Origin of the sequence: Sphingobium sp. AP50 (assembly GCF_900109095.1) — a bacterium.
Lineage (GTDB): Bacteria > Pseudomonadota > Alphaproteobacteria > Sphingomonadales > Sphingomonadaceae > Sphingobium.
In genome coordinates this window covers 64,550-85,523 of record NZ_FNYZ01000022.1, presented here as the reverse complement: position 1 = coordinate 85,523, position 20,974 = coordinate 64,550, and the positions used below count along the sequence as shown (strand labels likewise).

Below are 20,974 nucleotides of genomic sequence, written 5' to 3'. Positions count from 1 at the left end.
GAAGCTTGGAACAGGCTCGTCGATCAGCCGTGGCGCATCATGACAATCGGACGCCGCAAATGGGCATGTGGGTCGTGATCAATGCAGGTTGGTATTAGGCTTTCAGCGTCGGGCGCGTTCCGCCTGTGGAATCCCGCCCAAGCGCGTAAATGAAATGGCTGATGGCGAGAGCCACCCCCATCGCCCTTTTTGAGCGGCAGGAAGCAATACTGCTCAATAAAAATAGACTGCCAGCTAACGGCCAGTCTCAAGCCTCCCGGTAGGTAAAGCGGACCGGCCGCATCGGGGGACAGAAAATTGCGGCTCAGGGTCCGGGAAGTGTGCCCGCCGAAGCCATAGCGGCGCGTCCCTGATCGGTCGGCTTCGGGTTTGATGATCGGATTTCGTCATCAAAGCTATTTGATGTAGGCCAATCGACTTTTGGCTATCATCAAATATGCTGGAGGTGAGTAGATGATCATCAAGAATGAGGCTGCCAGGGCTTCATAGGATCGGGAGCTAAACGTACCCCTCCTATCTCCAAGCGCACCTATCCGCCCATCACCCTCTCCCAGCGCGCGCTTGGCGTAGCTGGGAGAGGGTGATGGGCGGATAGGCTCGATGCAGAACGACGTCGAACCCTTCCTCGGGCGCTGGCGGGACGAAATGCTTGGTGAATAATGCAAAATCATCATCACTCACGGTAAATTCGTGCGTACCGTCGCTGTTTCGCCGACTTAACCGGGATTTGCAGACTTCATCTGGTACGTCGAGGTAATGGAGCTGGTGCCCACACCTTACCTCTTCAAACAAGGAGCGCATCCATGCCCGGATTACAGGTGTGTTTGCAGGAAAATCCAATACCACGGAAAGTCCTGACCGTAGCAGATCAATGAGATGTCCGCTCATTGCATCTCGTAAACGTGTGGCGTTGCGAACATAATCGGCGAGAGAATTTTGCTCGCCAGGGAATAAGTGAGCCAGCCAATAATCTTCTACGACCACGACCGTATGGGGTTGCTTTCCCAAGGCGCTAGTAAGCGAGGATTTTCCAGCAGCGATTTTGCCGCACACAAGGTGCAGCGTTGGTTTTTCCAAAGACATTTTCAATCACCTTTGCAGATGCACGCAGCATCATGTCATTCACAAAGCGGATGGGCCCGGCCTGACGCGTCAAGCCGGGTCGTTAATGCGTCCGCTGATTGCAGTGGCGATGTGAATCACAAACGGCATGGCTTCGGGATGCCACTCTTCCTGTCGGCAGTCCAGTATGTCCAGCATGTTGCGGATTCCCGACTGGAAGATGCAACAGGAGGCTGGTAGAGAGACCGTATTCATAGAGTCTGCAACATTTTTGCATAATGGCAGCTACCTTAACCCTATGCTGCAAAGCTGGCAGTCTCCTGCGGCCAGATCTACGCGGACGGCCCGCCAGCACCGCGCTTAATCCAGCCATTCAACTTCGATGATCGCAGATCGCAAAGCGGACATTCGGCGTGTGAGCAGAGCTGGGAGACACTGCCACTTCGACAGGGCGAAGAAGCCGCGCCCGGATGGGTGACGGGCGTCGACTAAGAAACCCAGAATAGGGTTGCTGCCTCATCGGCTGCGATCGTCTTGCCTCAACTTTTGATGAGCAAGCGATACGAAGCGGGATGCATAATATCTCCTTAGGGTCTCGCGGCGTCCCGGTCTTTTTCGGGATAGTCTTCAGGCGTCACGGTACCCACATTAGGTCGATCCTCGACCCTCTCCTGCGGCTGTGCGCCGCCAGTTCGCGGGTCTGCCTTCTCACGACCGGGCAGCGTATCACCGCCTGGCCCGCGAGGGGTTTCGGAATCCTCGCGGGGGTCTACTTTGTCGCTCATTGTTCTTCTCCAGTTGATGCGCTTTTACCATCATCCGGCTGGTTGGCCTTATCTCGCACGTTCGTTCGCCAGCGCAAACGCCTCGACCAGCTTCGCACAGAAGGCGGGCAGGTCATCGGGCTTGCGGCTGGTGATTATGCCCTCATCAACCTCAACTTCCCGATCGACCCAGTTTCCGCCAGCATTTTCGATGTCGGTACGCAGAGTCGGATAGGAGGTGATCGTGCGATCTTCCAGCACAGCTGCCTCGACCAGCAGCCACGGCCCATGACAGATCGCGCCTACAGGCTTTTTCTGCGCCACGAAGTCGCGCACCAGCGCCACCGTTTCGCGGCTGGCCCGCAATTTGTCAGCGCCGACCGTGCCCCCGGGAATGATGATGCCGTCAAAATCACTGGCCGTCACATCCTGCACCACCTTGTCCACGGCATAGGCATTACCGGGTTCGAGATCATGATTGTTGGTTTGCGCCGCGCCGCTTTCGAGGCTGACGACAGTGATGCGTCCACCCGCCGCGATGATCGCGTCACGCGGCTGGACGAATTCCGGTTCCTCAGTGCCCTTGGGCGCGATCAGGATAGCGATGGATTTGCCTTCCAGGGTCATGATAGTCTCCTATTTATGGGTCTATGCGAGGCTGGCGCCGTAACGCGTCGTTTCCTCGCGATAGCGTTGCGTCATGTGAGCCTGCACATGAGCCGGCAGTTCCTCATGCAACTTGAGGAAGCGGCTGCCTTCCTCCTCATAGACATGGTGCGCGACTGCGCCGCGCAGGTGGCCGAGCTTGTCGACCCAGTCCCGCGAGAGGGGATCGAGCGCCTCCAGGAGTGCGACCTGCACTTTGGCGGCCTGCTGCTCCTGATAGCTCATGCCCATTGGGCCTTTGTGCTCATGCGAAAGTTGCGGATAGATCACCGCTTCCTCCGCCATCGAATGGCCGGTCAGCAGCGCGCCCAGCTCCTTCAGAGCAGGGGTGCGATCGGTTGCACCGGTCGCGGCCTCCGCCTTGTCGAAGGCAGCGTCGATCTGTTCATGATGAGTGAGGATTTGGTCGAGCCAGTCGCCGCTAACGGCGGTCTGCCGCGCCTCCTCCCGTGCCTTGGCCCGCGCTTCTGAACTTTCAGGCGGCGTCACCGCCGCGATAAGCTTGTCCATTACCGACATTAAGGGTCTCCTTGTAATAGACTGACATGTCTCCGCTTAGTTCGGCTGCGCGGCAAGGAAGCCAGCCGCGTCCAGGTCGACCTTATACTCTCGATCCCAAAGCCGCAGCGCGGCACAGTTCTGAAGGAACCGCTTCACGCTGTCCGCATCGGTCAGGGCGATCAGCCCCTCGTCCATGTCCGCCTCGCCGATACCTGCCGCGTCGATTAGCGGTAGTGCATCTTCGGTGTAGCCGATGAACTTTGCATGGGCGTAAGCATCGCTGACGAAGTCTTTTGCGGTTTTGTCCTGCGCCAATTGCGCCGCGCCATCGGGGGCCAGCATCAGGACGACCGCGTCATAGAGAACGGATGGTCCGCCATCGACCTTTTGTTTCGCCTCCACCAGACTTCCGTCATCCAGCGTGGCGCCGGCAATTTTTGGCGCGATCATTTCGTAAACGGCCCCCGCCGCCTCGACACTCGCCACGAGAGCCTTCAGCAATTTGGCCGGGGCCTCGTCGCTGACCACTATGCCGAGCTTTCGGCCGGCGAAGCTCTCGGGCCCCCGCGCCACAATGCTAAGCGCGGGCGAAGGTGGAAGGTCGGTGCGAGTCGGCACCGCTGCCTGCGCCGGCTCGGGCAGTTTCGGCAGCCCAAGGCCACCCGCGACTACGGTCGCCAGCGTTTCGTCGATGTGGCGCAGATGGCCGACAATCCGCTCGCGAATGTCCACGCGCTCGCATTTCGACAATTCGAACACCAATGCGTCACCGATATGTTTCTGCTCGATCGGCGCTTGGCTGATAAAGAATTGGCGCGCCTGGCTATAATGGTCGGCGAAACTGGCGGATCGGACCTGCGCCTTTGGCCCATTTACCTCTTCGCCAAAATGACGATAGCCGCTCTTCGGGTCGGCGCGCGGATTATGCTCGTTCGCGGCCCAGCTATTGGGCTCATAATTGACGCGGCCTTTGGGGTTGCGCATAGCCATATGCCCATCCTGCTGGAAATTATGGATTGGGCACCCTTTGGGCGCGTTGATCGGGATATGGGTAAAGTTCGGGCCACCAAGGCGTTTTAACTGCGTATCGAGGTAGGAGAAGTTGCGGCCCTGAAGCAGCGGATCGTTAGAGAATCCAATGCCGGGCACGACATTTTGTGTACAGAAAGCGACCTGTTCGGTTTCGGCGAAGAAATTGTCGACATGGTTGTCAAGTACGAAGCTGCCAATGATCCGGACCGGCACCTGCTCCTCAGGGATGATCTTGGTGGGATCGAGTACATCGAACTCGAACCGCTCGGCGAAGTCATCGTCGAAAATCTGGACGCCAAAGTCCCATTCCGGCGGACTGCCCAGATCAATTGCGTCCCACAGGTCACGACGGTGGAAGTCGGGATCCGCTCCGTTGATCTTGACCGCTTCGTTCCAAAGGACCGATTGCAAGCCCTGCCGGGGCTTGAAGTGGAATTTGACGAAGACGCCCTTTCCATCGGCATTTATCAGACGGAAGCTGTGAACCCCGAAGCCTTCCATAAAGCGGAAAGAGCGCGGGATCGCCCGGTCCGACATGGTCCACATGATCATGTGCATGGATTCAGGCGTCAGGCTAATGAAATCCCAGAAATTGTCATGTGCAGTCTGCGCCTGCGGAAAGCCGCGATCCGGCTCCTGCTTTGCGGCGTGCACTAGGTCGGGGAATTTGATGGCATCCTGGATAAAGAAGACCGGAATATTGTTGCCGACAATATCCCAATTGCCCTCCTTGGTATAGAATTTGGCGGCAAAGCCGCGCACGTCTCGCGCCAAGTCGAATGAGCCCTTATTCCCTGCGACTGTCGAGAAGCGCACGAACATGGGCGTCGTCTCGCCCACCTCGGTCAGGATTTTGGCTGTGGTGAATTCTTCCAGGCTTTCAGCTAGCGTGAAGGTGCCATGCACGCCGAAGCCCCGCGCATGGACAACGCGTTCTGGAATGCGCTCATGGTCGAAATGGAAGAGCTTTTCGCGAAGGTGAAAGTCATCCAGCAGTGTCGGACCCCGCTCCCCGGCCCTTAGGCTGTTCTGGTCGTCGGCTATCGGCACACCCTGCTGGGACGTCAGGACCGTGCCATCGCCGCCGGGCAGCTGATGCAGTTCGCCCCCATTGCCAACTTGCGTTTCGAATGTGCCCGCTTGCGCCGCTGCGCCCGTATCCTGTCCAATCTTGCGCTTCATGCAACACCCTCCTTATCTGGATTACCATGTGGGCTATCAGGCGGAAGCGCTCAGGCGTCCGCTGGGCAAGGAAGCGCGCAGGGCCGGCGATGTTCCGCGCAAAACAGCAGCGATTAATTTGTATCAGTCAGTTTCCTGGTAGCAGGCCTCGCAAGGGCGACCCGTCTAATGGACCGGGCGCCTTTTTTTGTACGAGCGAGCCCCCCAACGAAATAGCTCCTGATCCAGATTAGTCGGCAATGAAATGCCGGAACAAGGCACTGGCCGGGCCGTTGCCCTATCTCAAGCACAGGAGAGAGACATGGTGGATGAAACGCGCGAAGGCGAAGAGAATCGCGATGTCCGAGATGACGAGATAGAGCAAATCGCGGAAGAGGCCGACGGTACCGATAGAGACGTAGATGTTGACGATGAGGATGACATCGACGCGCTTGAGGATGCTCAGAAAGACGCTGCCGAGAAGCGAGAAGCAGAGGGTGGATATCAGTAAGGAGGTTGGCCGTGCCCAAGCTTCAATATGACGCTCTCGCGTCACTTAGTGATGTTGAACTTGTGGCGGCTTGGGATGCAGTTGAGGACTACTCTTCCCTGACGCAATTTGAGATCGCCATCTTTTTGGAGATGGCATCGCGTGACCTATGCGTTTGATCGTGTCCGCAGTTGGCACGCTATCTATCCCCTCAAGATCGCTACGATAATGAGTCTGAGGCTTTAACCAGATGGCGTTTCGCTCTGACGATGCGCACATCCGGTTCTCGAGCATCGCTCAGCTGGACGCTGGACACAAAATTCTCCACGAAGCAATGGAGTGCTGATCAAAATGAGCAAGGATGAACCCAAAGCGTTCGCACCGCCAGCCTATGACGGCGATCAGAAGGCCATCAACGGGAGCCTCGGTGTCACACCGCTCAATAGGCCTTCTGTCCATGATCGGGGAAAGCGCGCCGAGCCCGGCTCCGGACCCGTCGTTGGCAGTGGCGCCGGCGCAGGTGGTAGCTACGACGGAAATGAAGACTATGATGAGGACAGCGCCGGGGGCGGTGGCGCAACTTCGGCCCGAACTGATCCGTCGAGATCAAACAGTGCCGTGAAAGGAGACGCCTCTGGCGAGGCACAGGAGCCCAGCTTGCCTCCCGACACGACGTCCTTGTAATCGGCAGCTCTACGTTGCGCTGAACCCCAAATTCATGGCGCAAGTGCATCGACGATTTTTCTGCGCTATCTTTTTGCCGGGTTTGGCACGTCCGTCTGCAGACCCGCAATCTGCGGGTCGGCATCGGCTATGCTTTGAGGGGCGTCAGGATGTGATGGCTCTCACAACTACCCGCTCACCCCTCCTGACAGCGCTTGGCGAAATCAGGCACCATAATTTATGATAAAGTCTATTTGTCCGCAGGGCGTCGCGGACCCGGGACGGATCACCTCGTTCCAGCGCCTCGAAAGACGCGTGCATTTCGGCCAACCGCGAAGAAAAGTCGAGCCGACGTGTTATGCTACCCATGCGACAACAGGATGCATAATGTTCGCATAGGCCTTTCCATCAGGGTATGGATTTGTCTGGAAGAATGAATGGCCGTCAGGTCGCCGAATGGCGGCCAAGTGGGGCCGTCCCAAACTCAGGATTTCGTTCAGCCCCGGCTATTCGAACAAATGCCCTAATCGGTTGCGGATGGCTGGAGCATAACATGCACATGATCGCCAAGCCCTTCGGTATCTACGCGATCGTAATAAGGTTCATGAGATAATAGACCGAGCGGATGAACTAAACCGAATGCGTGGCAGCCGATCAGCAGTAAGCCAAGCTGATCCTGAAAGCGGTCGCTAAGCGCGCGTCTTCCGTCTTTGGTTAGACCTGGACTTTTTGCCGCTGGTGGAACCTGCGACATCGTCGCGCAGTTAGCAGCCCACCTGTAGGAGAGGCGTGCTAGGATGGAAGAGAAAAGAAAGGGTCAGAACCCGGAGGCAGATCAGCGGAGGGTCGGGACGGGCGAGCTCTATGAGCAAGCCGCGCCAAAATCCAGCGCTCCTGCATCTGATAAGGAACGGGCCATGATCGAAGCTGCGCGTGAGCGTGCAGATCGCGATCGAGTGGCCTTGCGGGCAACCGGGCATGGCGATCATCAGGGCGAAGAAGGATTTTGATCCGGCTTATTATTAAGACTGCTCCGGTCGATTTTCGGGCGGCGGCGGGGCAATGAGCGTAGCTCTGGGGATTGGCGCGACCGCACTCATGCTGCTCGACGCGCTGCAGAACGGCGATTTGCTTTATCTGGCTGATGACGAGCAGGAAGCCGAAGCGGTGGCAGATGCTCTCATGTCCTTTGCGCCTGACGATCATGTCGTCTTTCTTCCGTCGAGCGACACTTTGCCGGGTGACGGTGCGCCTGCGACTCCTTCGAATATCGGGAAACGTGTCGCCGCCTTGCGGCATCTTAGGCAGCTTGCCGAGAAGTCCAAGCGCCGCCCTCTTGCTACTATAATGAGCGGCGAAGCGGCCGCGCGGCTTTATGCAGACCCCGCCGACTTCGACGCTGCGCCCCCCAGTCTGCAGCTTGGCGAACGGATCGATCCGATCAACTTTGCCGCTGAAATGGAAAGGCTGGGTTATGTCGTTGACGATCGTGTCGATGAACCGGGTGAGGTGGCGGTGCGCGGCGAAGTCATCGACATCTTTCCTTCTGATGCCGGGCTGCCGGCCCGTATCGATATCGCTGCTGGGCGCATCGTCGGCATAAGACTTTATGATCCGATCACGCAGCTTACGCAGGAGCCATGCGAGCGTCTGGAGATCGGCCGCGCGGCTGAACCGGAATCGAAGAAGGTCACCATATTGGCCCACCTGCGGCCAGGACGACTTTACGTTTCGGTAAAGGCCGAGCAGCGTCGCGCGCGTTTCCTCCGCCTGGCCACCGAAGCCGCCAGCAATAGCGGTTCAGCGATCGATGCCGCAGCCCAGTCACTATGGGCAAAGGATCTTGCCGCTTGGTGTGCAGGCGATCCGGCAGATTTCGACGTGGCGCCCATTCCTCGCTTTGTAGAGGAACGCTCACCCCTGTCAGCATTGAAGCGCTTTGCGGCACCGCAATTACAGGAGGGTAAGCGCCTGCTGCTTGTCGGCAGCGAGCGGGATGTCCGCTTCCTCCGACCCAAGATCGCCAAGACATTCAAAGCCGCGGTCGAGGCCGTCGGCTCGATCGCGGCGGTCCATGAACTTGCGCCGGGAGCGATAGCTGTGCTGGTTGCGCCGGTAGACCGGGGCGCTGATGGCAGTGAGCTGATAATGATTGCTGCCGCCGATCTACTAGGTAGCCGGGCGATCATAGGCGCAGCGCAGGACAGCGTGGCCGTCGGGCTTGCCCAGGCGGTCGGCGACATTCGGGCGGGCGATCTGGTTGTACATCAGGACCATGGTGTCGCGCGTGTCATGGGTCTTGAGCCGGATCCAGGAGAAGGCGACGCAGAACTGATTGCGCTAGAATATGCCGATGGTGCCCGGCGCCTTGTTACGTCACAGGAGGCGGGTCTGATATGGCGTTACGGCGCCGATGGTGATGCGGTGCGGCTCGACAAGCTGGACGGGTCGAGTTGGCAAAAGCGTCGCGTTGCGATCGACGAGGCGGTGGCCCAAGGCGCCCGCGACCTCCTTCGACTGGCGCAAGAGAGGGCTCAGGTCAAAGCCCCGATCATCGAACCTGATAGTGCCGCGTACGAACGATTTGTGGCCAGCTTTCCATTCAACGAAACGGCGGATCAAGCCCGGGCAATTCAGGCGGTGCGAGACGATCTTGGCAGCGGACGGCCGATGGATCGTCTGGTGATCGGCGATGTGGGCTATGGCAAGACCGAGGTAGCCCTACGGGCCGCAGCGCTCGCCTCGCTTGCAGGATATCAGGTTATCCTGGCCGCACCGACGACGGTTCTCGTTCGTCAACATATCGAGACATTTCAGCGCCGCTTTGCCACTACCGGCATGGTCGTCGCTGGTCTTTCGCGCCTTTCGAGCGCGGCGGAGAAAAGGGCAGCGAAGGCAGGGCTGGCGGACGGCTCGATCGATATTGTTATCGGCACGGCCGCAGTCATGGCGAAGGATATTCGCTATGCTCGACTGGGGCTTGTCATCATTGACGAAGAGCAGCGCTTTGGCGCGGCAGACAAGAAAAGGCTGCGGAGACGCACCGACCTTCATCTTCTGGTGATGAGCGCGACGCCCATCCCCAGAACCTTGCATCGCGCCATGATCGGCCTGCAACAGATGTCCGTGATCGCGACGCCGCCAGCCCGTCGCCAGCCGATCCGGACGAGCCTTGCCAACCCAGACGATGCGATGATCAGGACGGCGCTGTTGCGCGAGCGATCGCGTGGCGGACAAAGCTTTGTCGTAGTGCCGCGCATCGAGGATCTCGCGCCGCTGGTCGAACGGCTGGATCGGATCGTGCCAGACCTCGCGTTGATCCAGGCGCACGGCAAGATGGCGGCAGCCGCCATCGACGACGCCATGGTTCGTTTTGGCCGCGGCGAAGGCGATGTTCTGCTCGCGACCAACATCATCGAGGCAGGACTGGACGTGCCGCGCGCCAATACGATGGTCATCTGGCGCGCCGACCGCTTCGGTCTCGCCCAGCTTCATCAACTGCGCGGACGGGTGGGCCGGGGTAATCGCCGGGGCCAGGTCATTCTAATGACTGAAGCGGGCGAGATTGCGGAACGCACGATGAAGCGTCTACGCACGCTGGCGACCTATGACCGGCTGGGTGCGGGCTTTGCGATCAGCACAGCCGACCTCGATCAACGGGGCGCTGGCGATCCCCTTGCCGACACGCAGGCGGGCCATATGAAGCTGATCGGGGTCGATCTCTATCAACATTTGTTCCAAGCGGCATTGAAGGAGGCGCGCGGCGAAGATGCCGGACTGTGGACGCCCGAACTCAACCTGGGCAGCGCAGGCTGCTTGCCATCGGAATGGATACCCGATGCCGACATCCGCCTGGGCCTTTATGTCAGGCTCTCGCGGCTTGGCGACGAAACCGGGCTGGATGCTTTGGAGGGTGAACTGGCGGATAGGTTCGGTCCGCTGCCCCCTGCTGCCGAACGTCTGATCGATGCCAGCAGAATTGCTATCCTTGCGCGCGCAACCGGCATCGCACGGATCGATGCTGGCCCGGCGGCGATAGCGATTACCCCGCGCGAAGCAGCGCAAGACATGAGCAAATGTGTAGGGCTTGCCAAGAAAGATGGCCGGTGGCTGTTGAAGGAGCAGACCGACGACGCTGATCGGCTTGCAAGAGTGACCAGCCTGCTCGAAAGCATTGGCGCTTAGCGAAACTTACGCCTGGCGTTCGCGTCGATCGACATCACCTGCGACACGGGAGTTTCGGATCATCAAGGGTGCGGATTTCATAAGAAGGCAGCGGTGGTCACAGGCCGTGCTCATGGCATCGGCAAAGGTACCACCCAGACATTATTGGCGCAGGGCTGGAAAGTAGCGGTGCTGGATCAGGACGCTGAAGCGGCTCGCGGTCTTTCCGACGAGATGCCGACCGACGCGCTTGTTTCGATCCGAGCAGACGTTGTCGGCGAGCGCGACGTCGAAAAGGCGTTCGATAAGATTACGGACTGGACCAAGACCATGAAAGAGATGGAGGGTATTGATTGGCTCATCTCCAATGCGGGCATTGCCAATCCGGCCTCGATATCGGCGTCAATGCTATCCTGCCCCGGTGGATTGAAACTCGCCCCTGCGCCAAAGCAGGCGTGCGCGGAGCGGTGGAGCGTCGCACGATCAACCTGGACCGGCATCCAGTCGACAGCGTCGACGAACCATCAGGCATCGCGGCGACCGTTTCATTTCTGGTGTTCGAAAGTGCGGGGTTCGTCACTGGGCAGCCAATCGCCCTCGATGGCGGCATGCCTCGAAAGATGATCTACCCGCATTGACGGTTTTCTATATCTGTTGGCTTTGATCCTGCGCATCCGCGCGCTGAATATCGGTCATGCGGACAGCATCCTCAGGCTTCCCAAGGATCAAGGGACGCCGCCACCGCGCCATCTGCGCTAGTTGGCCGCCAAAGCTGTTGAATGGCACCCAATTTCCATCCTCCTCCTGAAAAACGCAAGCGCCCGATGCGCGCGCAAGAGCTGTCCCCCCCGCGACATCCCAGATGTTTGGCGCCGCAAACCTGGCGACTTGCAGAAGACCTGCCGCCACGAAAGCACATTCGATCGCGGCCGATCCTGTCTTGCGCCCATCCCACGGACCCGCATCAGACTGGCCGTGCGGATCACCCGCAAGCCGTTTACGAACAGCCGGGTTGGGCATGCGTGACATCTGTGCGCCATCGAACCGCAGTCCGCCAGAGCCGCCGCAGTGATAGACGCCAGGCGTCAACAAATGCGTTGTGCTGCACCATAATGCGCCGACGACGGGAACGCCGCGATACAGGACGCCAACGGATGACGCGAATAGTGGAAAGCCATTGATAAAGTTGCTCGTCCCATCGATCGGATCGACAGCCCAAACGAAATCATTGTCCAGTCCAGGATGGATGGCCATTTCCTCGCCGATGATGCCATGGTCGGGGAAATGTTGTGCCAGTTGGTTGCGGATCATTGCTTCGACCCGGCCATCGACTTCGCTTACCGGATCGCGCATCAAAGCAATGGCGTCATCATCGCCCTTATATTGAACGGCCATAAGGCTGCCCAACGTAGCCATGATTTCCCGACCTCCAATCGTGGCCAGTTCCACCGCCACAGCTTCCATGCGTGCAAGTAAGTCGGGCGTTGGCAAAAGCTCAGCAGGCGTCATCGTCATGTCCCGTCATGCTGACCGGCACCAATATCGTCACCGGCTCGTCGTCCAGCGCTACTTCGACCGTCCATGCGTCGTCAGGCATATCGATAGGGCGGTCATCGATCCGGGGACAAAGACCGCTGGCCTGAAGCCTGACGACGCACCCCGTTTCCAATCGGGCCGGCGGCGGGCCGGAGAAATGTTCGGCCCATCCCACCATGGCGTCTCGATCGGCCTCGCTAACAAGCAGGATGTCGAGTTGCTTATCTTGCGTGTCGGCCCGTGGGGCGAACGGAAGCCGGGGGCCGATCGCGCCGATGTTGAGAATTTCCACAAGCAGCCATGGTCCGTCGAAGCGGCGTCCATCGATCTCGACGGTGCATGCGATCGGTTTAGCTGTGCGCAGCGTCTCCCGAAAAGCTGAGCGGCCGTTTTCGCGCTTTTCTTCCGGGGTGTCGGGCGATTCATCGACGAGTTCGATAGATTGATTGAGCGCGCCAAGACCTACCGCTTCCAGAAAGCCTCTGCGCCCGAACGGCCCGGTAATGCTGCCTACGGTCAGCCTCTTTTCGCGCGCATTGTCGAGACCACCAATGACTGCTTCGAGAGACTGACGAATGCCAAGTGCCCTTGCGACATTATTGGATCCGCCCATCGGCAGAATAGCAATGGGTACAGACCGGTCGGGTATCTGGGTGGCCACCGAAGCTACGGTTCCATCGCCGCCAGCGGCAATCGCCATGTCCATGTCGTTCATTCTGGATCGGATATCGTCCCGGCCATGTTTACAATAGCGGATGGCAAAACCAGTCTCTTCCAGTTGACTGATGAGCGACCGGATCGGCTCGGGCTTTGTGCCCGCATTGGGGCTATGGACCAGCAGCGCTTTCACCCGGAGTATCTGCCACTCAACCTAGGTCGCATTACCGACATATCAATCATGGTTGCACACCAAATTCTTCCAACGCAGCCGTAACGACTTCGACTTTTGCGTCATCCTGCAAATCGATCGAAACCGTAATGCCTCCAGCAAGAGGGACATCATCTCTTCCGTCCTCATCCACCGTTTCGCTGTCTGCGCCTCCAATCCGATTGCCTACGCTGTTGTCCGGTCCGGATGCAGTCACGAAAATGTCGGTTCGTTCAATGCCGATTTCCTGGACCAGTCGTTCCACGGCCATGTCCGCCTGGTCCCGGCTATCAAATGTGCCTGTCAAAGTGGTGCTCATGGTGATCCTTTCATGGAATTGGCACGATAGGGATAAGGGTAATCTTCTGGTTTTGTCGCGCTGACGGAGTAGCAATCCTCTACATCCTCGTGCGACTGGCCACCGCCTATGCCAGGATCGGCATCAACGCCATTGGGTCGTACTTCGTGGGCAGCTCTATGACGGGGCGACATGTGCGATTGACCTTTTCGAGGTAGAAAAATTTTCGTTCTAGCCATGTCTTCGTTCCTTCGCCAACGCGGTGACTGGAAGCGACGCCCGGCCTTGGTATGACGTGCTGGTGCGGCGATCGGTTGCATTCTGTTTCGCCATTTATTGCAGGAACCAGATACGGTACGGCCCGCTCAAAGCGACATCGGAGTGGGAGGCAAATAGTGCCATTGGCGCTCTGCCGGTCCGATCCTATGGGCGCCAATCGGGCATCCCATCAACCTCTTCTGCTTGCATGGACAACTGAATATGCTCTGCGCCGCAGCAAATCGCGTCTGCAGATATGGCAATCAATCGTTCCCCAACGCCGGCTATCCCGCCACGGCGCAAAATGATCGTTTGCAATTTTTGGCTCTTACAATCAAGCATGGCATCAACAAGGCTACCAATCTTGTTGTCCGATTGATCGAGCACGTCCATTTCGATCAGGCTGCTTGCTGTCAGCAGGGTAGGTGCGGGCGAGGCCTTACTCGCCTCGACCGCCAGCCGTCCCCCTTCTTCGTAACGGGCCTGCCGCCCAAGCCAGCGCCAGATGCCCACGCCGTTGACCAAAGTCAGGAAGCCGTTGGTCCAAAGCAAGTTGGCTTGGCCAGACGCTGCGCCAACAATCGACCAACAGATCGAACCGACAGTGAAGACGGCGAAGCCCCAACCGGTCACTCGTGCTCCGAGGTTCGAAGCCGTCATCACGGCGGCCAACATCGTCGCTGTTGGCGCGATCCAACCCGCCATATTCGTCAGATCTTCACCGCCCATGCCGCACGCCACTCTCGCCCAAGCATGCGCGATAAAGATGGCAAGGCGGCAGGTTCCACCACTCATAATCATGGCTGACCTTGTCAAACCGCGCTTCGAGATAGGGGCGAACTGCAGTTCGCATCTGATAGGCAAGGAAACTACCAGACGGGCGCAGAAGGCGCGCGCCGGCATCGATAATAAGACGCGCCTCTGCCTCGGACAGAGTCGAGAAGGGCAGACCCGAGAGGATGCAGTCAACGCGATTCAGTCCCTGCTCCGCGAGAATGGCTTCGACATCGCTAGCCGAACCGGTCGCGACGATAAGGCGGGGATCGCCGCCAAGGGCGCGTTCAAGGTGCTGGGTGAAGTCAGGACTGGTATCGATAGCGAGCAGTCTCGCATCGGAGCGAAGCCGGGCGAGGGCAGTCGCGGTGAAAGCCCCGGCTCCCGGACCATATTCAACCATGAGATCAATCGCGTTCCAATCAACGCTTTGGAACATATGCGAAACCATTCGCCGGGAGGCAGGGAAGGATGACCCGACCATGCTGGGATGGCGGAGGAATGTCCGCGCCACGATCCAGAAATCTCGCAGCCCACCACGATGGGCAGCGCATACGCGGTTCCTGCTTGCGCAGTGACGTCCTGCTTCGATCATAAGATCTTCCTTACCAATCCGGTCGTCGTCATAATGGCGCGCCGGATCGCTAGGTTTCACGGCAGGCACGAAAATCGTGCTGATGCAGGTTAATCGCCATCGCATAAGAGCTTCATTCTTGCCGAGCTTCAAAAGCGCATGCCCCGAACTTTGGAACGGGGCTTGCCGGAAAAAGTTATCGGGAAAATGGGTTGGAGATGATCATGGCTGCACGACCTTATTGGAAAGGCCAGATTCGCCTGGCTCTGGTTTCGATCCCTGTCGAAATCTATTCGGCGACCAAGAGCGGCGCGACCATCGCGTTCAATCAAATTCATGAGCCGTCCGGCAAGCGCATCAAATATGAGAAGGTCGTGCCCGGCATCGGCCCGGTCGATCTCGATGAGATCGTCAAAGGCTTTGAATATGCCAAGGGCGAATATGTCCTGCTCGATGAGAAGGAGATCGAAGGCGTCAAGCTGGAGAGTAAGAAAACGCTCGAACTGACGCAATTCGTTGATAGCCACGATATCGACCCGATCTATTTCGAAAAGCCCTATTATATCGTGCCAGCCGACGACCTGGCCGAGGAGGCCTTCATCGTGCTGCGCGAGGCGCTTCGTCGCAGCCGGAAGACAGGACTTGGGCAGCTTGCGATGCGCGGCCGGGAATATGTAGTCAGCATCAAAGCCTGCGGACGCGGAATGGTCATGGAAACCCTGCGTTACGCTGACGAAGTCAACAAGGCGGCGAGCTATTTCCGTGAAATCGGTGATGGTGATCCCGATGACGAACTGCTCGATCTCGCCACGACCCTGATCGAAAAGAAGACCGGCAGGTTCGATGCCAGCGACTTCCATGACCGCTATGTCGATGCGCTCAAGGACCTGATCCAGCGAAAGAAGAAGGGAAAGACCCTTAACATCGACGAAGATGATGGCGAATCCGATCCGCGCGGCAGCAACGTCGTTGATCTGATGGCTGCACTCAAAAAATCTCTGGGCAGCGGCGGTTCCAAGCCCGACGCGAAGAAGACGCCTGCCAAAAAGGCAGCGAAAAGCGCCGATAGGAAAGCGGCAGCGAAGACCCCAGCCAAGACCACGCGCAAGCGGGCGTGATCTCATGCCCAATCAAAACCCCAGGGCGATGAGCAACGACGACGATGATGCCGCTTTCGCTGAGGGCGCCATCACTCTCTGGAGCAACCTGCTGGCGCTGATTGGCACGCACTTGCTCGAAACCGGCATGCCACGTCACGAAGTGCTCGATATGCTTAAAATGCTCCACGAAACCAATGAGGAAACCGTGCGATCGCCCCGCGCACGCGCCATCGCAGGACAGCATTTGAAGTCGGTCTACGATGCGCTTGGAAACGCCTGAAGGTTCCTAATCTGTCGGACCAAAACGCCGACGCTCCGGGTCGCGACGGCACGCAAACCGACCCCTGATCTGCTCATTGAAAAATGAGCCCACCGAGGCGGCTTTGCACAACTCCTCAAAGATGATGGCAGGCACATCATAATAGAGGTATTTGCCGGTCTGGCGGAACGAGATACTCAGCGTGCGCGCCTCATCATCGAACGCGACACGCTCAATCATCGAGGACTTGTTGAAACGACAGGCACGCATCAGCATTTAGCGAAAGAACCAAGGGCGCGTTCCCTCCCAGTAGACGAGCGGAATCACAAACAAGGCCGGATGAAAGTCCCGTGCTGACATGGGGATGGATGCGCCATGAACCGGGGGCCAGCTAAAGGGTTGTCGTGAAATGGCAAAGGCAGCGACCGACGAAGAACTACGCGAGATGGCCGGCCATCGCGGCCTCAAGCTTGTAAAATCACGCAGGCGCAAACCCGGTGTAGGCGACTATGGCAAGTTTGGGCTGACCGACGCGGCTGGCAACCCGTTGCTCGGCATTGGGACGCAGGGTCTGGAAGCATCGGCACAAGATGTCGAGGCCTATCTGCGGGCCGGTGCCGCCAGAAATTGGAAGGCGTCGGCGGAAAGTACCCCTGCTGCACCAGCACCCAAAGCCCGACGCGCGGGCAATGGCAGTGATAACCCAGATCTTGAACCGCCCATCCGGCCGCGCGCAAATCGCAGGTCCGTAAAACAGCCAGAACCGCTAAGCAGACGACATTCAGAAGAGCAAAACAAAGCCGAAAATCGGCCAGAAGCTCGACTTAAACCCGCCGCAGACGAGGCTGCCAGCGTCGGGTCAGCATCTCGCTCAAGCGACCGCCGCTCCAAGCCTGCGCCGCTGCCTGTGCCGAAACTGGTCATCCGTGCCGCCAAGACAAGCGACGCGGAAGCACTTGTTCCGCTGGTGCGACAACTGTCCGGGGTAAGGCTGGATGAACTCGGTGTCGCCCGGAATTTGAAAGCGGCAATGAAGGCGGATGCCGGCATGGTCATCGCTGAATGCGGTGAGGTGGTCGGCTGCTGCCACTGTGTTGTTATACCTACGATTCAGAACGGGCTGGTCGGAAGACTGACATTGCTGCTCGTTGCGCAAGCGCACCGAAGAAAAGGTATCGCCACCGCCTTGGTAGATGAGGCCGTGACGTTGTTGCGCAAGGCAGGTTGCACCCAGCTCGAAGCAATAAGCGACATTGAGGTCAGGAATGCCCATAATTTCTTTCGGACCTTGCAGTTCGAGCAGACAAGCTACCGGTTCGCGCGATCAATCGGCCGCGAATGATTTTTTTGTCCAGTTTCTTCGCGTCGACGAGGCGTGGTGCACGCAGGAACGAGTCACGGCATCTGCGGATTAAGGAGCAAAGGAATGTGAGATCAACATGGGCAAAGCGCAGATCAGGACAGAGGATAGTCTCGCAACATACCGCGCCAAGCGGGACTTCGCGCGCACTGCCGAGCCGACCGGGGCGACGCAGCACGCCGCCGGCAATGGCTTTGTGGTCCAGAAACATGCCGCGTCCCGTCTACACTATGATTTCAGACTTGAGCTCGACGGTGTTCTTCTTAGCTGGGCCGTAACGCGCGGCCCCAGTGCCAACCCGGATGACAAAAGGCTGGCCGTGCGGACTGAGGACCATCCGCTCGACTATGCCCGGTTCGAAGGCACCATTCCCAAGGGCGAATATGGCGGCGGCACCGTCATGCTGTGGGACAACGGAACGTGGGAATCCATCGCTGGCAAGGATCCGCGCGAAACCTTGCCCGAAGGCCATCTCCATTTCATCCTCCATGGTCGCCGGATGCAGGGCGAATGGATCCTGTTCCGTATGAAACCGCGCGGCAAGGAAAAGGGCGAGAACTGGATTTTGCGCAAGGTGAACGACGCCTTTGCTGGCGGCTCGGACGATCTGGTTGGGCTTCACCTGACCAGCATCGATACTGGGCGCACCATGGAAGAGATTGCGGCCGGCAAACCGATCGCAAGATCGAAGGCCAAGGCATCGCCTGCGGCCCCTGCTTCAGCCGGCAAATTTGCAAGAACTAAAAAGCGCAGTAAGGCTGGTGATGTCTTGCCGTCATTTCGTCCGGTGCAGCTGGCGACTCTGGTCGATCATGTGCCTCCGGGCGACCGCTGGCTTCACGAGCTAAAATATGACGGATACCGGATGTTGATCGCCATCGGCGGTGGCGAAGGTCGCGCCTACACGCGCTCGGGGTTGGACTGGTCGGACCGGTTCGCGGAACTGATTGGCGACGCGGCCATGCTTGACGCACAAAGTGCCTTGATCGACGGTGAAGCGGTCGTGGTCTTGCCCGATGGTCGCACCAGTTTCCATGCTTTGCAGGCAGCGCTCAAGGGCGACCCAAACACAATCGATTATTTCGCATTCGACTTGCTCGAGCTCAACGGCGAAGATTTGACGCCACGGCCCCTGCTGGAGCGCAAGGAGCTACTAGCCGCGCTGATCGGGCAGAAGCAGGGCCATCTGCGTTATTCCGATCATATCATCGGGCGCGGCGAGCAGCTTTTCGAAAATTTTTGCAGCGCGGGACTGGAGGGCGTCATTTCGAAGCGCACCGACGCGCGCTATTCTGGCTCGCGCTCGGGGACCTGGGTCAAGACCAAGTGCATCCGCCGCCAGGAGTTTGTGGTCGTCGGATGGACACCTTCGGACAAACAGCGGGGCTTTCGCGCTTTGCTGCTAGGAGTGAACGAGAAGGGTGTACTGCGATACGCAGGAAAGGTTGGAACCGGGTTCAGTGGCGAGGAGATCGAGCGCTTGATGGCGTTGATGGCGCCGCTCCAACAGAAGACCCCGACCGTGGAGGCACCCAGGGCTGCGGTGCGCGGCGCACATTGGATCAAGCCGAAGCTCGTTGCCGAGGTTGCCTTCATCGAATTTACCGACGAAGGCGTGCTGCGGCATTCGAGCTATCTGGGGCTTCGCGAGGACAAAAAGCCAGAAGCGGTGGTTGTCGAAACCGAGGTGCCGGTCGGCGAGCTGACCGCTCCCGCCGCCAGCGCCACCGTCAAGATCAGCAACCGCGAGCGTGTCATCTTTCCCGAGGGCAAGCATACCAAGGGCCAGCTCGCTGACTATTATGAAGCTGTTGCGGAGATCATGCTGCCCTGGAGCGGCAGCCGACCGATAAGCCTGGTGCGCTGCCCGCAAGGGCGCGACAAGAAATGTTTCTTCCAGAAGCATGATGCTGGCAGCTTTGGTGACGAGGTCAAGCATGTCGCGATTCGCGAGAAGGATGGGCATGATGAACCCTATCTGTTCGTCGACACGCCCGCTGGCCTTCTGACCTGCGTCCAGATGGGCACAATCGAATTCCATGGTTGGGGTGCGCGGATCGAGGACGTAGAGAAGGCCGACCGACTGGTGTTCGATCTCGACCCGGACGAGGGCTTGGAGTTCAAGGATGTGGTCTCGGCCGCTCTCCACCTGCAGGATGTGCTGGGTCAGATGGGTCTAGCAACCTTCCCGATGGTAACCGGCGGCAAGGGCGTTCATGTCATCGCGCCACTCACCCCGACTGCCGAGTGGCCGGTGGTCAAGGATTTCGCGCACCGCTTCGCCATGGCCCTGGCGCAGGCCGACCCCGACCGGTTCACTGCAGCCCTGGCCAAGGCCAAGCGTACTGGACGCATCTTTATCGACTATCTTCGCAACCAGCGCGGCGCCACTGCTGTCATGCCTTATAGCGCGCGTTCGCGACCCTTCGCGCCGATCGCGGTACCGCTTAGTTGGGAGGAATTGCGCGATCTGGACAGTCCAGCCCACTGGCATATCGGCGATGCCGCCGAGATGGTTAAGCGTGCAAGATCCAAAGCGCTCGCGCAATGGGGCCGTGCCGACCAGATCCTGCCGGACCTGTGAAAATCGCGACCTACAATGTGAACGGCGTCAATGGCCGTCTGCCAGTCCTGCTTCGCTGGTTGGCCGAGGCTGAGCCGGACATCGTAGTGCTCGAGGAACTGAAGGCGCCGCAATAAAAATTCCCGCTAAGCGCTTTTCGCGACCTTGGCTATCAGGCAATCTGGCATGGTCAGAAGAGCTGGAACGGTGTTGCCATCCTCTCCCGCGTCGGCGAAATTCATGAAACCCGCCGCGGATTGCCACATGACCCCGACGGCAGCCAAAGTCGCTACATCGAGGCGGCGGTCAACGGCGTGCTCGTCGGCGGCCTATATTTGCCGAACGGAAATCCGCGTCCCGGACCAAAGTTCGATTACAAGCTTTGTTGGTTCGATCGCTTGATCGATCATGCGGCAGGGCTGCTGGGATTGGGCGTTCCAGTGATTTTGCTCGGCGATTTCAATGTCATGCCGACCGATCGCGATGTCTACAAACCCGAACGCTGGCGCGAGGATGCCTTGTTCGCGCCCGAAGTCCGGACGGCATTTTTCAGGCTTCTTGATCAGGGCTGGACGGATGCGCTCCGGACCATCCATCCAGACGACAGGATTTTTACTTTTTGGGATTATTTCCGCAATGCCTACGGCCGAAATGCGGGCCTGCGCATCGATCATCTGTTGCTCAGTCCATTGCTGCGCGACCGGCTAATCGACGCCCAGGTCGATGTTCATGTGCGGGGCTGGGAGAAGTCGAGCGACCATGCGCCAGTGTGGGTCGAACTCTCCGACAAGAAGGTTCGACGCCGTAGCCCCAGGCGATGATGCACCAGGGCGGTCGAGCAGTTGACCGTGATCCCACCCATTTCGAACGACCGGTTTGGC

General features: G+C 58.7%; 20 protein-coding genes and 2 pseudogenes. 11 read left to right on the top strand and 11 right to left on the bottom strand.

What is annotated here, in order from left to right; genetic code table 11:
- Positions 1-540: 540 nt before the first annotated feature.
- The 5 genes from BMY84_RS24590 to BMY84_RS24570 form a co-directional block, all read right to left on the bottom strand.
- Positions 541-1,083 (bottom strand): AAA family ATPase, encoded by a 543-nt coding sequence (locus tag BMY84_RS24590; protein WP_093087396.1) that lies wholly within the window; start codon positions 1,081-1,083, stop codon positions 541-543.
- Between the two features lie 566 nt (positions 1,084-1,649).
- Positions 1,650-1,847 (bottom strand): hypothetical protein, encoded by a 198-nt coding sequence (locus BMY84_RS24585; protein WP_093087394.1) that lies wholly within the window; start codon positions 1,845-1,847, stop codon positions 1,650-1,652.
- A gap of 48 nt (positions 1,848-1,895) precedes the next feature.
- Entirely contained in the window at positions 1,896-2,453 is a 558-nt protein-coding gene (locus BMY84_RS24580) for a type 1 glutamine amidotransferase domain-containing protein (RefSeq protein WP_093087392.1), read from the bottom strand.
- Between the two features lie 21 nt (positions 2,454-2,474).
- Positions 2,475-3,011 (bottom strand): hemerythrin domain-containing protein, encoded by a 537-nt coding sequence (locus BMY84_RS24575; protein WP_093087390.1) that lies wholly within the window; start codon positions 3,009-3,011, stop codon positions 2,475-2,477.
- A 36-nt stretch (positions 3,012-3,047) separates the two neighbouring features.
- On the bottom strand, positions 3,048-5,207 hold the full coding sequence (locus BMY84_RS24570; RefSeq protein WP_177204182.1) for a catalase: 2,160 nt from the start codon (positions 5,205-5,207) through the stop codon (positions 3,048-3,050).
- Positions 5,208-5,508: 301 nt separating this feature from the next.
- Here BMY84_RS24570 and BMY84_RS24565 point away from each other — a divergent pair, with 301 nt between their 5' ends.
- From BMY84_RS24565 to BMY84_RS30890, 6 genes and pseudogenes are all read left to right on the top strand, one after another.
- Positions 5,509-5,697: a hypothetical protein gene (locus BMY84_RS24565; RefSeq protein ID WP_093087388.1), complete on the top strand. Its 189-nt coding sequence runs from the start codon at positions 5,509-5,511 to the stop codon at positions 5,695-5,697.
- 11 nt (positions 5,698-5,708) lie between these two features.
- Complete coding sequence (locus tag BMY84_RS29985; protein ID WP_177204181.1) at positions 5,709-5,855, top strand: hypothetical protein; 147 nt, start codon at positions 5,709-5,711, stop codon at positions 5,853-5,855.
- Positions 5,856-7,136: 1,281 nt separating this feature from the next.
- Positions 7,137-7,349 carry a hypothetical protein gene (locus BMY84_RS29435; RefSeq protein WP_143075151.1) on the top strand — a complete coding sequence of 71 codons (213 nt, stop codon included), beginning with the start codon at positions 7,137-7,139 and terminating at the stop codon, positions 7,347-7,349.
- Between the two features lie 52 nt (positions 7,350-7,401).
- Complete coding sequence (locus BMY84_RS24560) at positions 7,402-10,524, top strand: DEAD/DEAH box helicase (protein WP_256215429.1); 3,123 nt, start codon at positions 7,402-7,404, stop codon at positions 10,522-10,524.
- Positions 10,525-10,617: 93 nt separating this feature from the next.
- A pseudogene (locus tag BMY84_RS30895) lies at positions 10,618-10,887 on the top strand (SDR family NAD(P)-dependent oxidoreductase); the annotation flags it as partial.
- 71 nt (positions 10,888-10,958) lie between these two features.
- A complete protein-coding gene (locus BMY84_RS30890) occupies positions 10,959-11,141 on the top strand; it encodes a hypothetical protein (protein ID WP_371262443.1) in 183 nt (60 codons plus the stop codon).
- Between the two features lie 7 nt (positions 11,142-11,148).
- On the opposite strand, the gene BMY84_RS24545 is transcribed toward BMY84_RS30890, so the two are convergent.
- The 5 genes from BMY84_RS24545 to BMY84_RS24525 form a co-directional block, all read right to left on the bottom strand.
- Complete coding sequence (locus BMY84_RS24545; protein WP_218147021.1) at positions 11,149-12,018, bottom strand: inositol monophosphatase family protein; 870 nt, start codon at positions 12,016-12,018, stop codon at positions 11,149-11,151.
- Positions 11,999-12,889 carry a diacylglycerol/lipid kinase family protein gene (locus BMY84_RS24540; RefSeq protein WP_177204179.1) on the bottom strand — a complete coding sequence of 297 codons (891 nt, stop codon included), beginning with the start codon at positions 12,887-12,889 and terminating at the stop codon, positions 11,999-12,001. Before BMY84_RS24540 ends, BMY84_RS24545 begins: the two co-directional genes overlap by 20 nt.
- 46 nt (positions 12,890-12,935) lie before the next feature.
- A complete protein-coding gene (locus tag BMY84_RS24535; RefSeq protein ID WP_093087380.1) occupies positions 12,936-13,226 on the bottom strand; it encodes a hypothetical protein in 291 nt (96 codons plus the stop codon).
- Positions 13,227-13,628: 402 nt separating this feature from the next.
- On the bottom strand, positions 13,629-14,192 hold the full coding sequence (locus BMY84_RS24530; RefSeq protein ID WP_256215428.1) for a PRC-barrel domain-containing protein: 564 nt from the start codon (positions 14,190-14,192) through the stop codon (positions 13,629-13,631).
- A complete protein-coding gene (locus BMY84_RS24525) occupies positions 14,182-14,964 on the bottom strand; it encodes a class I SAM-dependent methyltransferase (protein ID WP_256215427.1) in 783 nt (260 codons plus the stop codon). The genes BMY84_RS24530 and BMY84_RS24525 overlap by 11 nt, the downstream gene beginning before the upstream one ends.
- 71 nt (positions 14,965-15,035) lie before the next feature.
- Between BMY84_RS24525 and BMY84_RS24520 the strand changes: the two genes are divergently transcribed.
- Both BMY84_RS24520 and BMY84_RS24515 read left to right on the top strand, forming a co-directional pair.
- Positions 15,036-15,929, top strand: coding sequence for a non-homologous end joining protein Ku (locus BMY84_RS24520; RefSeq protein ID WP_093087417.1), 894 nt, complete (start codon positions 15,036-15,038; stop codon positions 15,927-15,929).
- Between the two features lie 4 nt (positions 15,930-15,933).
- Positions 15,934-16,191: a hypothetical protein gene (locus BMY84_RS24515; protein ID WP_093087378.1), complete on the top strand. Its 258-nt coding sequence runs from the start codon at positions 15,934-15,936 to the stop codon at positions 16,189-16,191.
- 6 nt (positions 16,192-16,197) lie between these two features.
- Here the strand turns inward: BMY84_RS24515 and BMY84_RS24510 are convergent, their stop codons facing one another.
- Entirely contained in the window at positions 16,198-16,446 is a 249-nt protein-coding gene (locus BMY84_RS24510) for a KTSC domain-containing protein (RefSeq protein ID WP_256215426.1), read from the bottom strand.
- Positions 16,447-16,579: 133 nt separating this feature from the next.
- On the opposite strand from BMY84_RS24510, the gene BMY84_RS24505 reads away from it, so the two are divergent.
- From BMY84_RS24505 to xth, 3 genes and pseudogenes are all read left to right on the top strand, one after another.
- Positions 16,580-17,512: a GNAT family N-acetyltransferase gene (locus BMY84_RS24505; RefSeq protein WP_093087377.1), complete on the top strand. Its 933-nt coding sequence runs from the start codon at positions 16,580-16,582 to the stop codon at positions 17,510-17,512.
- Positions 17,513-17,609: 97 nt separating this feature from the next.
- The gene (gene ligD / locus BMY84_RS24500; protein WP_177204178.1) at positions 17,610-20,114 is read left to right on the top strand and encodes a DNA ligase D; all 2,505 of its coding nucleotides are present in this window, start codon (positions 17,610-17,612) and stop codon (positions 20,112-20,114) included.
- A pseudogene (xth, locus tag BMY84_RS24495) lies at positions 20,111-20,914 on the top strand (exodeoxyribonuclease III). Before ligD ends, xth begins: the two are co-directional and overlap by 4 nt.
- Positions 20,915-20,974 lie beyond the last annotated feature (60 nt).

What these genes read in the sequence shown, in the direction of transcription:
- BMY84_RS24590 (WP_093087396.1), bottom strand. Translation starts at nt 1,083, where the DNA reads ATGTCTTTGGAAAAACCAACGCTGCACCTTGTGTGCGGCAAAATCGCT.
- BMY84_RS29435 (WP_143075151.1), top strand. Translation starts at nt 7,137, where the DNA reads ATGGAAGAGAAAAGAAAGGGTCAGAACCCGGAGGCAGATCAGCGGAGG.
- BMY84_RS24570 (WP_177204182.1), bottom strand. Translation starts at nt 5,207, where the DNA reads ATGAAGCGCAAGATTGGACAGGATACGGGCGCAGCGGCGCAAGCGGGC.
- ligD (WP_177204178.1), top strand. Translation starts at nt 17,610, where the DNA reads ATGGGCAAAGCGCAGATCAGGACAGAGGATAGTCTCGCAACATACCGC.
- BMY84_RS24545 (WP_218147021.1), bottom strand. Translation starts at nt 12,018, where the DNA reads ATGACGATGACGCCTGCTGAGCTTTTGCCAACGCCCGACTTACTTGCA.
- BMY84_RS24565 (WP_093087388.1), top strand. Translation starts at nt 5,509, where the DNA reads ATGGTGGATGAAACGCGCGAAGGCGAAGAGAATCGCGATGTCCGAGAT.
- BMY84_RS24535 (WP_093087380.1), bottom strand. Translation starts at nt 13,226, where the DNA reads ATGAGCACCACTTTGACAGGCACATTTGATAGCCGGGACCAGGCGGAC.
- BMY84_RS24520 (WP_093087417.1), top strand. Translation starts at nt 15,036, where the DNA reads ATGGCTGCACGACCTTATTGGAAAGGCCAGATTCGCCTGGCTCTGGTT.
- BMY84_RS24515 (WP_093087378.1), top strand. Translation starts at nt 15,934, where the DNA reads ATGCCCAATCAAAACCCCAGGGCGATGAGCAACGACGACGATGATGCC.
- BMY84_RS24530 (WP_256215428.1), bottom strand. Translation starts at nt 14,192, where the DNA reads ATGGGCGGTGAAGATCTGACGAATATGGCGGGTTGGATCGCGCCAACA.
- BMY84_RS24510 (WP_256215426.1), bottom strand. Translation starts at nt 16,446, where the DNA reads ATGCTGATGCGTGCCTGTCGTTTCAACAAGTCCTCGATGATTGAGCGT.
- BMY84_RS24585 (WP_093087394.1), bottom strand. Translation starts at nt 1,847, where the DNA reads ATGAGCGACAAAGTAGACCCCCGCGAGGATTCCGAAACCCCTCGCGGG.
- BMY84_RS24505 (WP_093087377.1), top strand. Translation starts at nt 16,580, where the DNA reads ATGGCAAAGGCAGCGACCGACGAAGAACTACGCGAGATGGCCGGCCAT.
- BMY84_RS24575 (WP_093087390.1), bottom strand. Translation starts at nt 3,011, where the DNA reads ATGTCGGTAATGGACAAGCTTATCGCGGCGGTGACGCCGCCTGAAAGT.
- BMY84_RS24560 (WP_256215429.1), top strand. Translation starts at nt 7,402, where the DNA reads ATGAGCGTAGCTCTGGGGATTGGCGCGACCGCACTCATGCTGCTCGAC.
- BMY84_RS24580 (WP_093087392.1), bottom strand. Translation starts at nt 2,453, where the DNA reads ATGACCCTGGAAGGCAAATCCATCGCTATCCTGATCGCGCCCAAGGGC.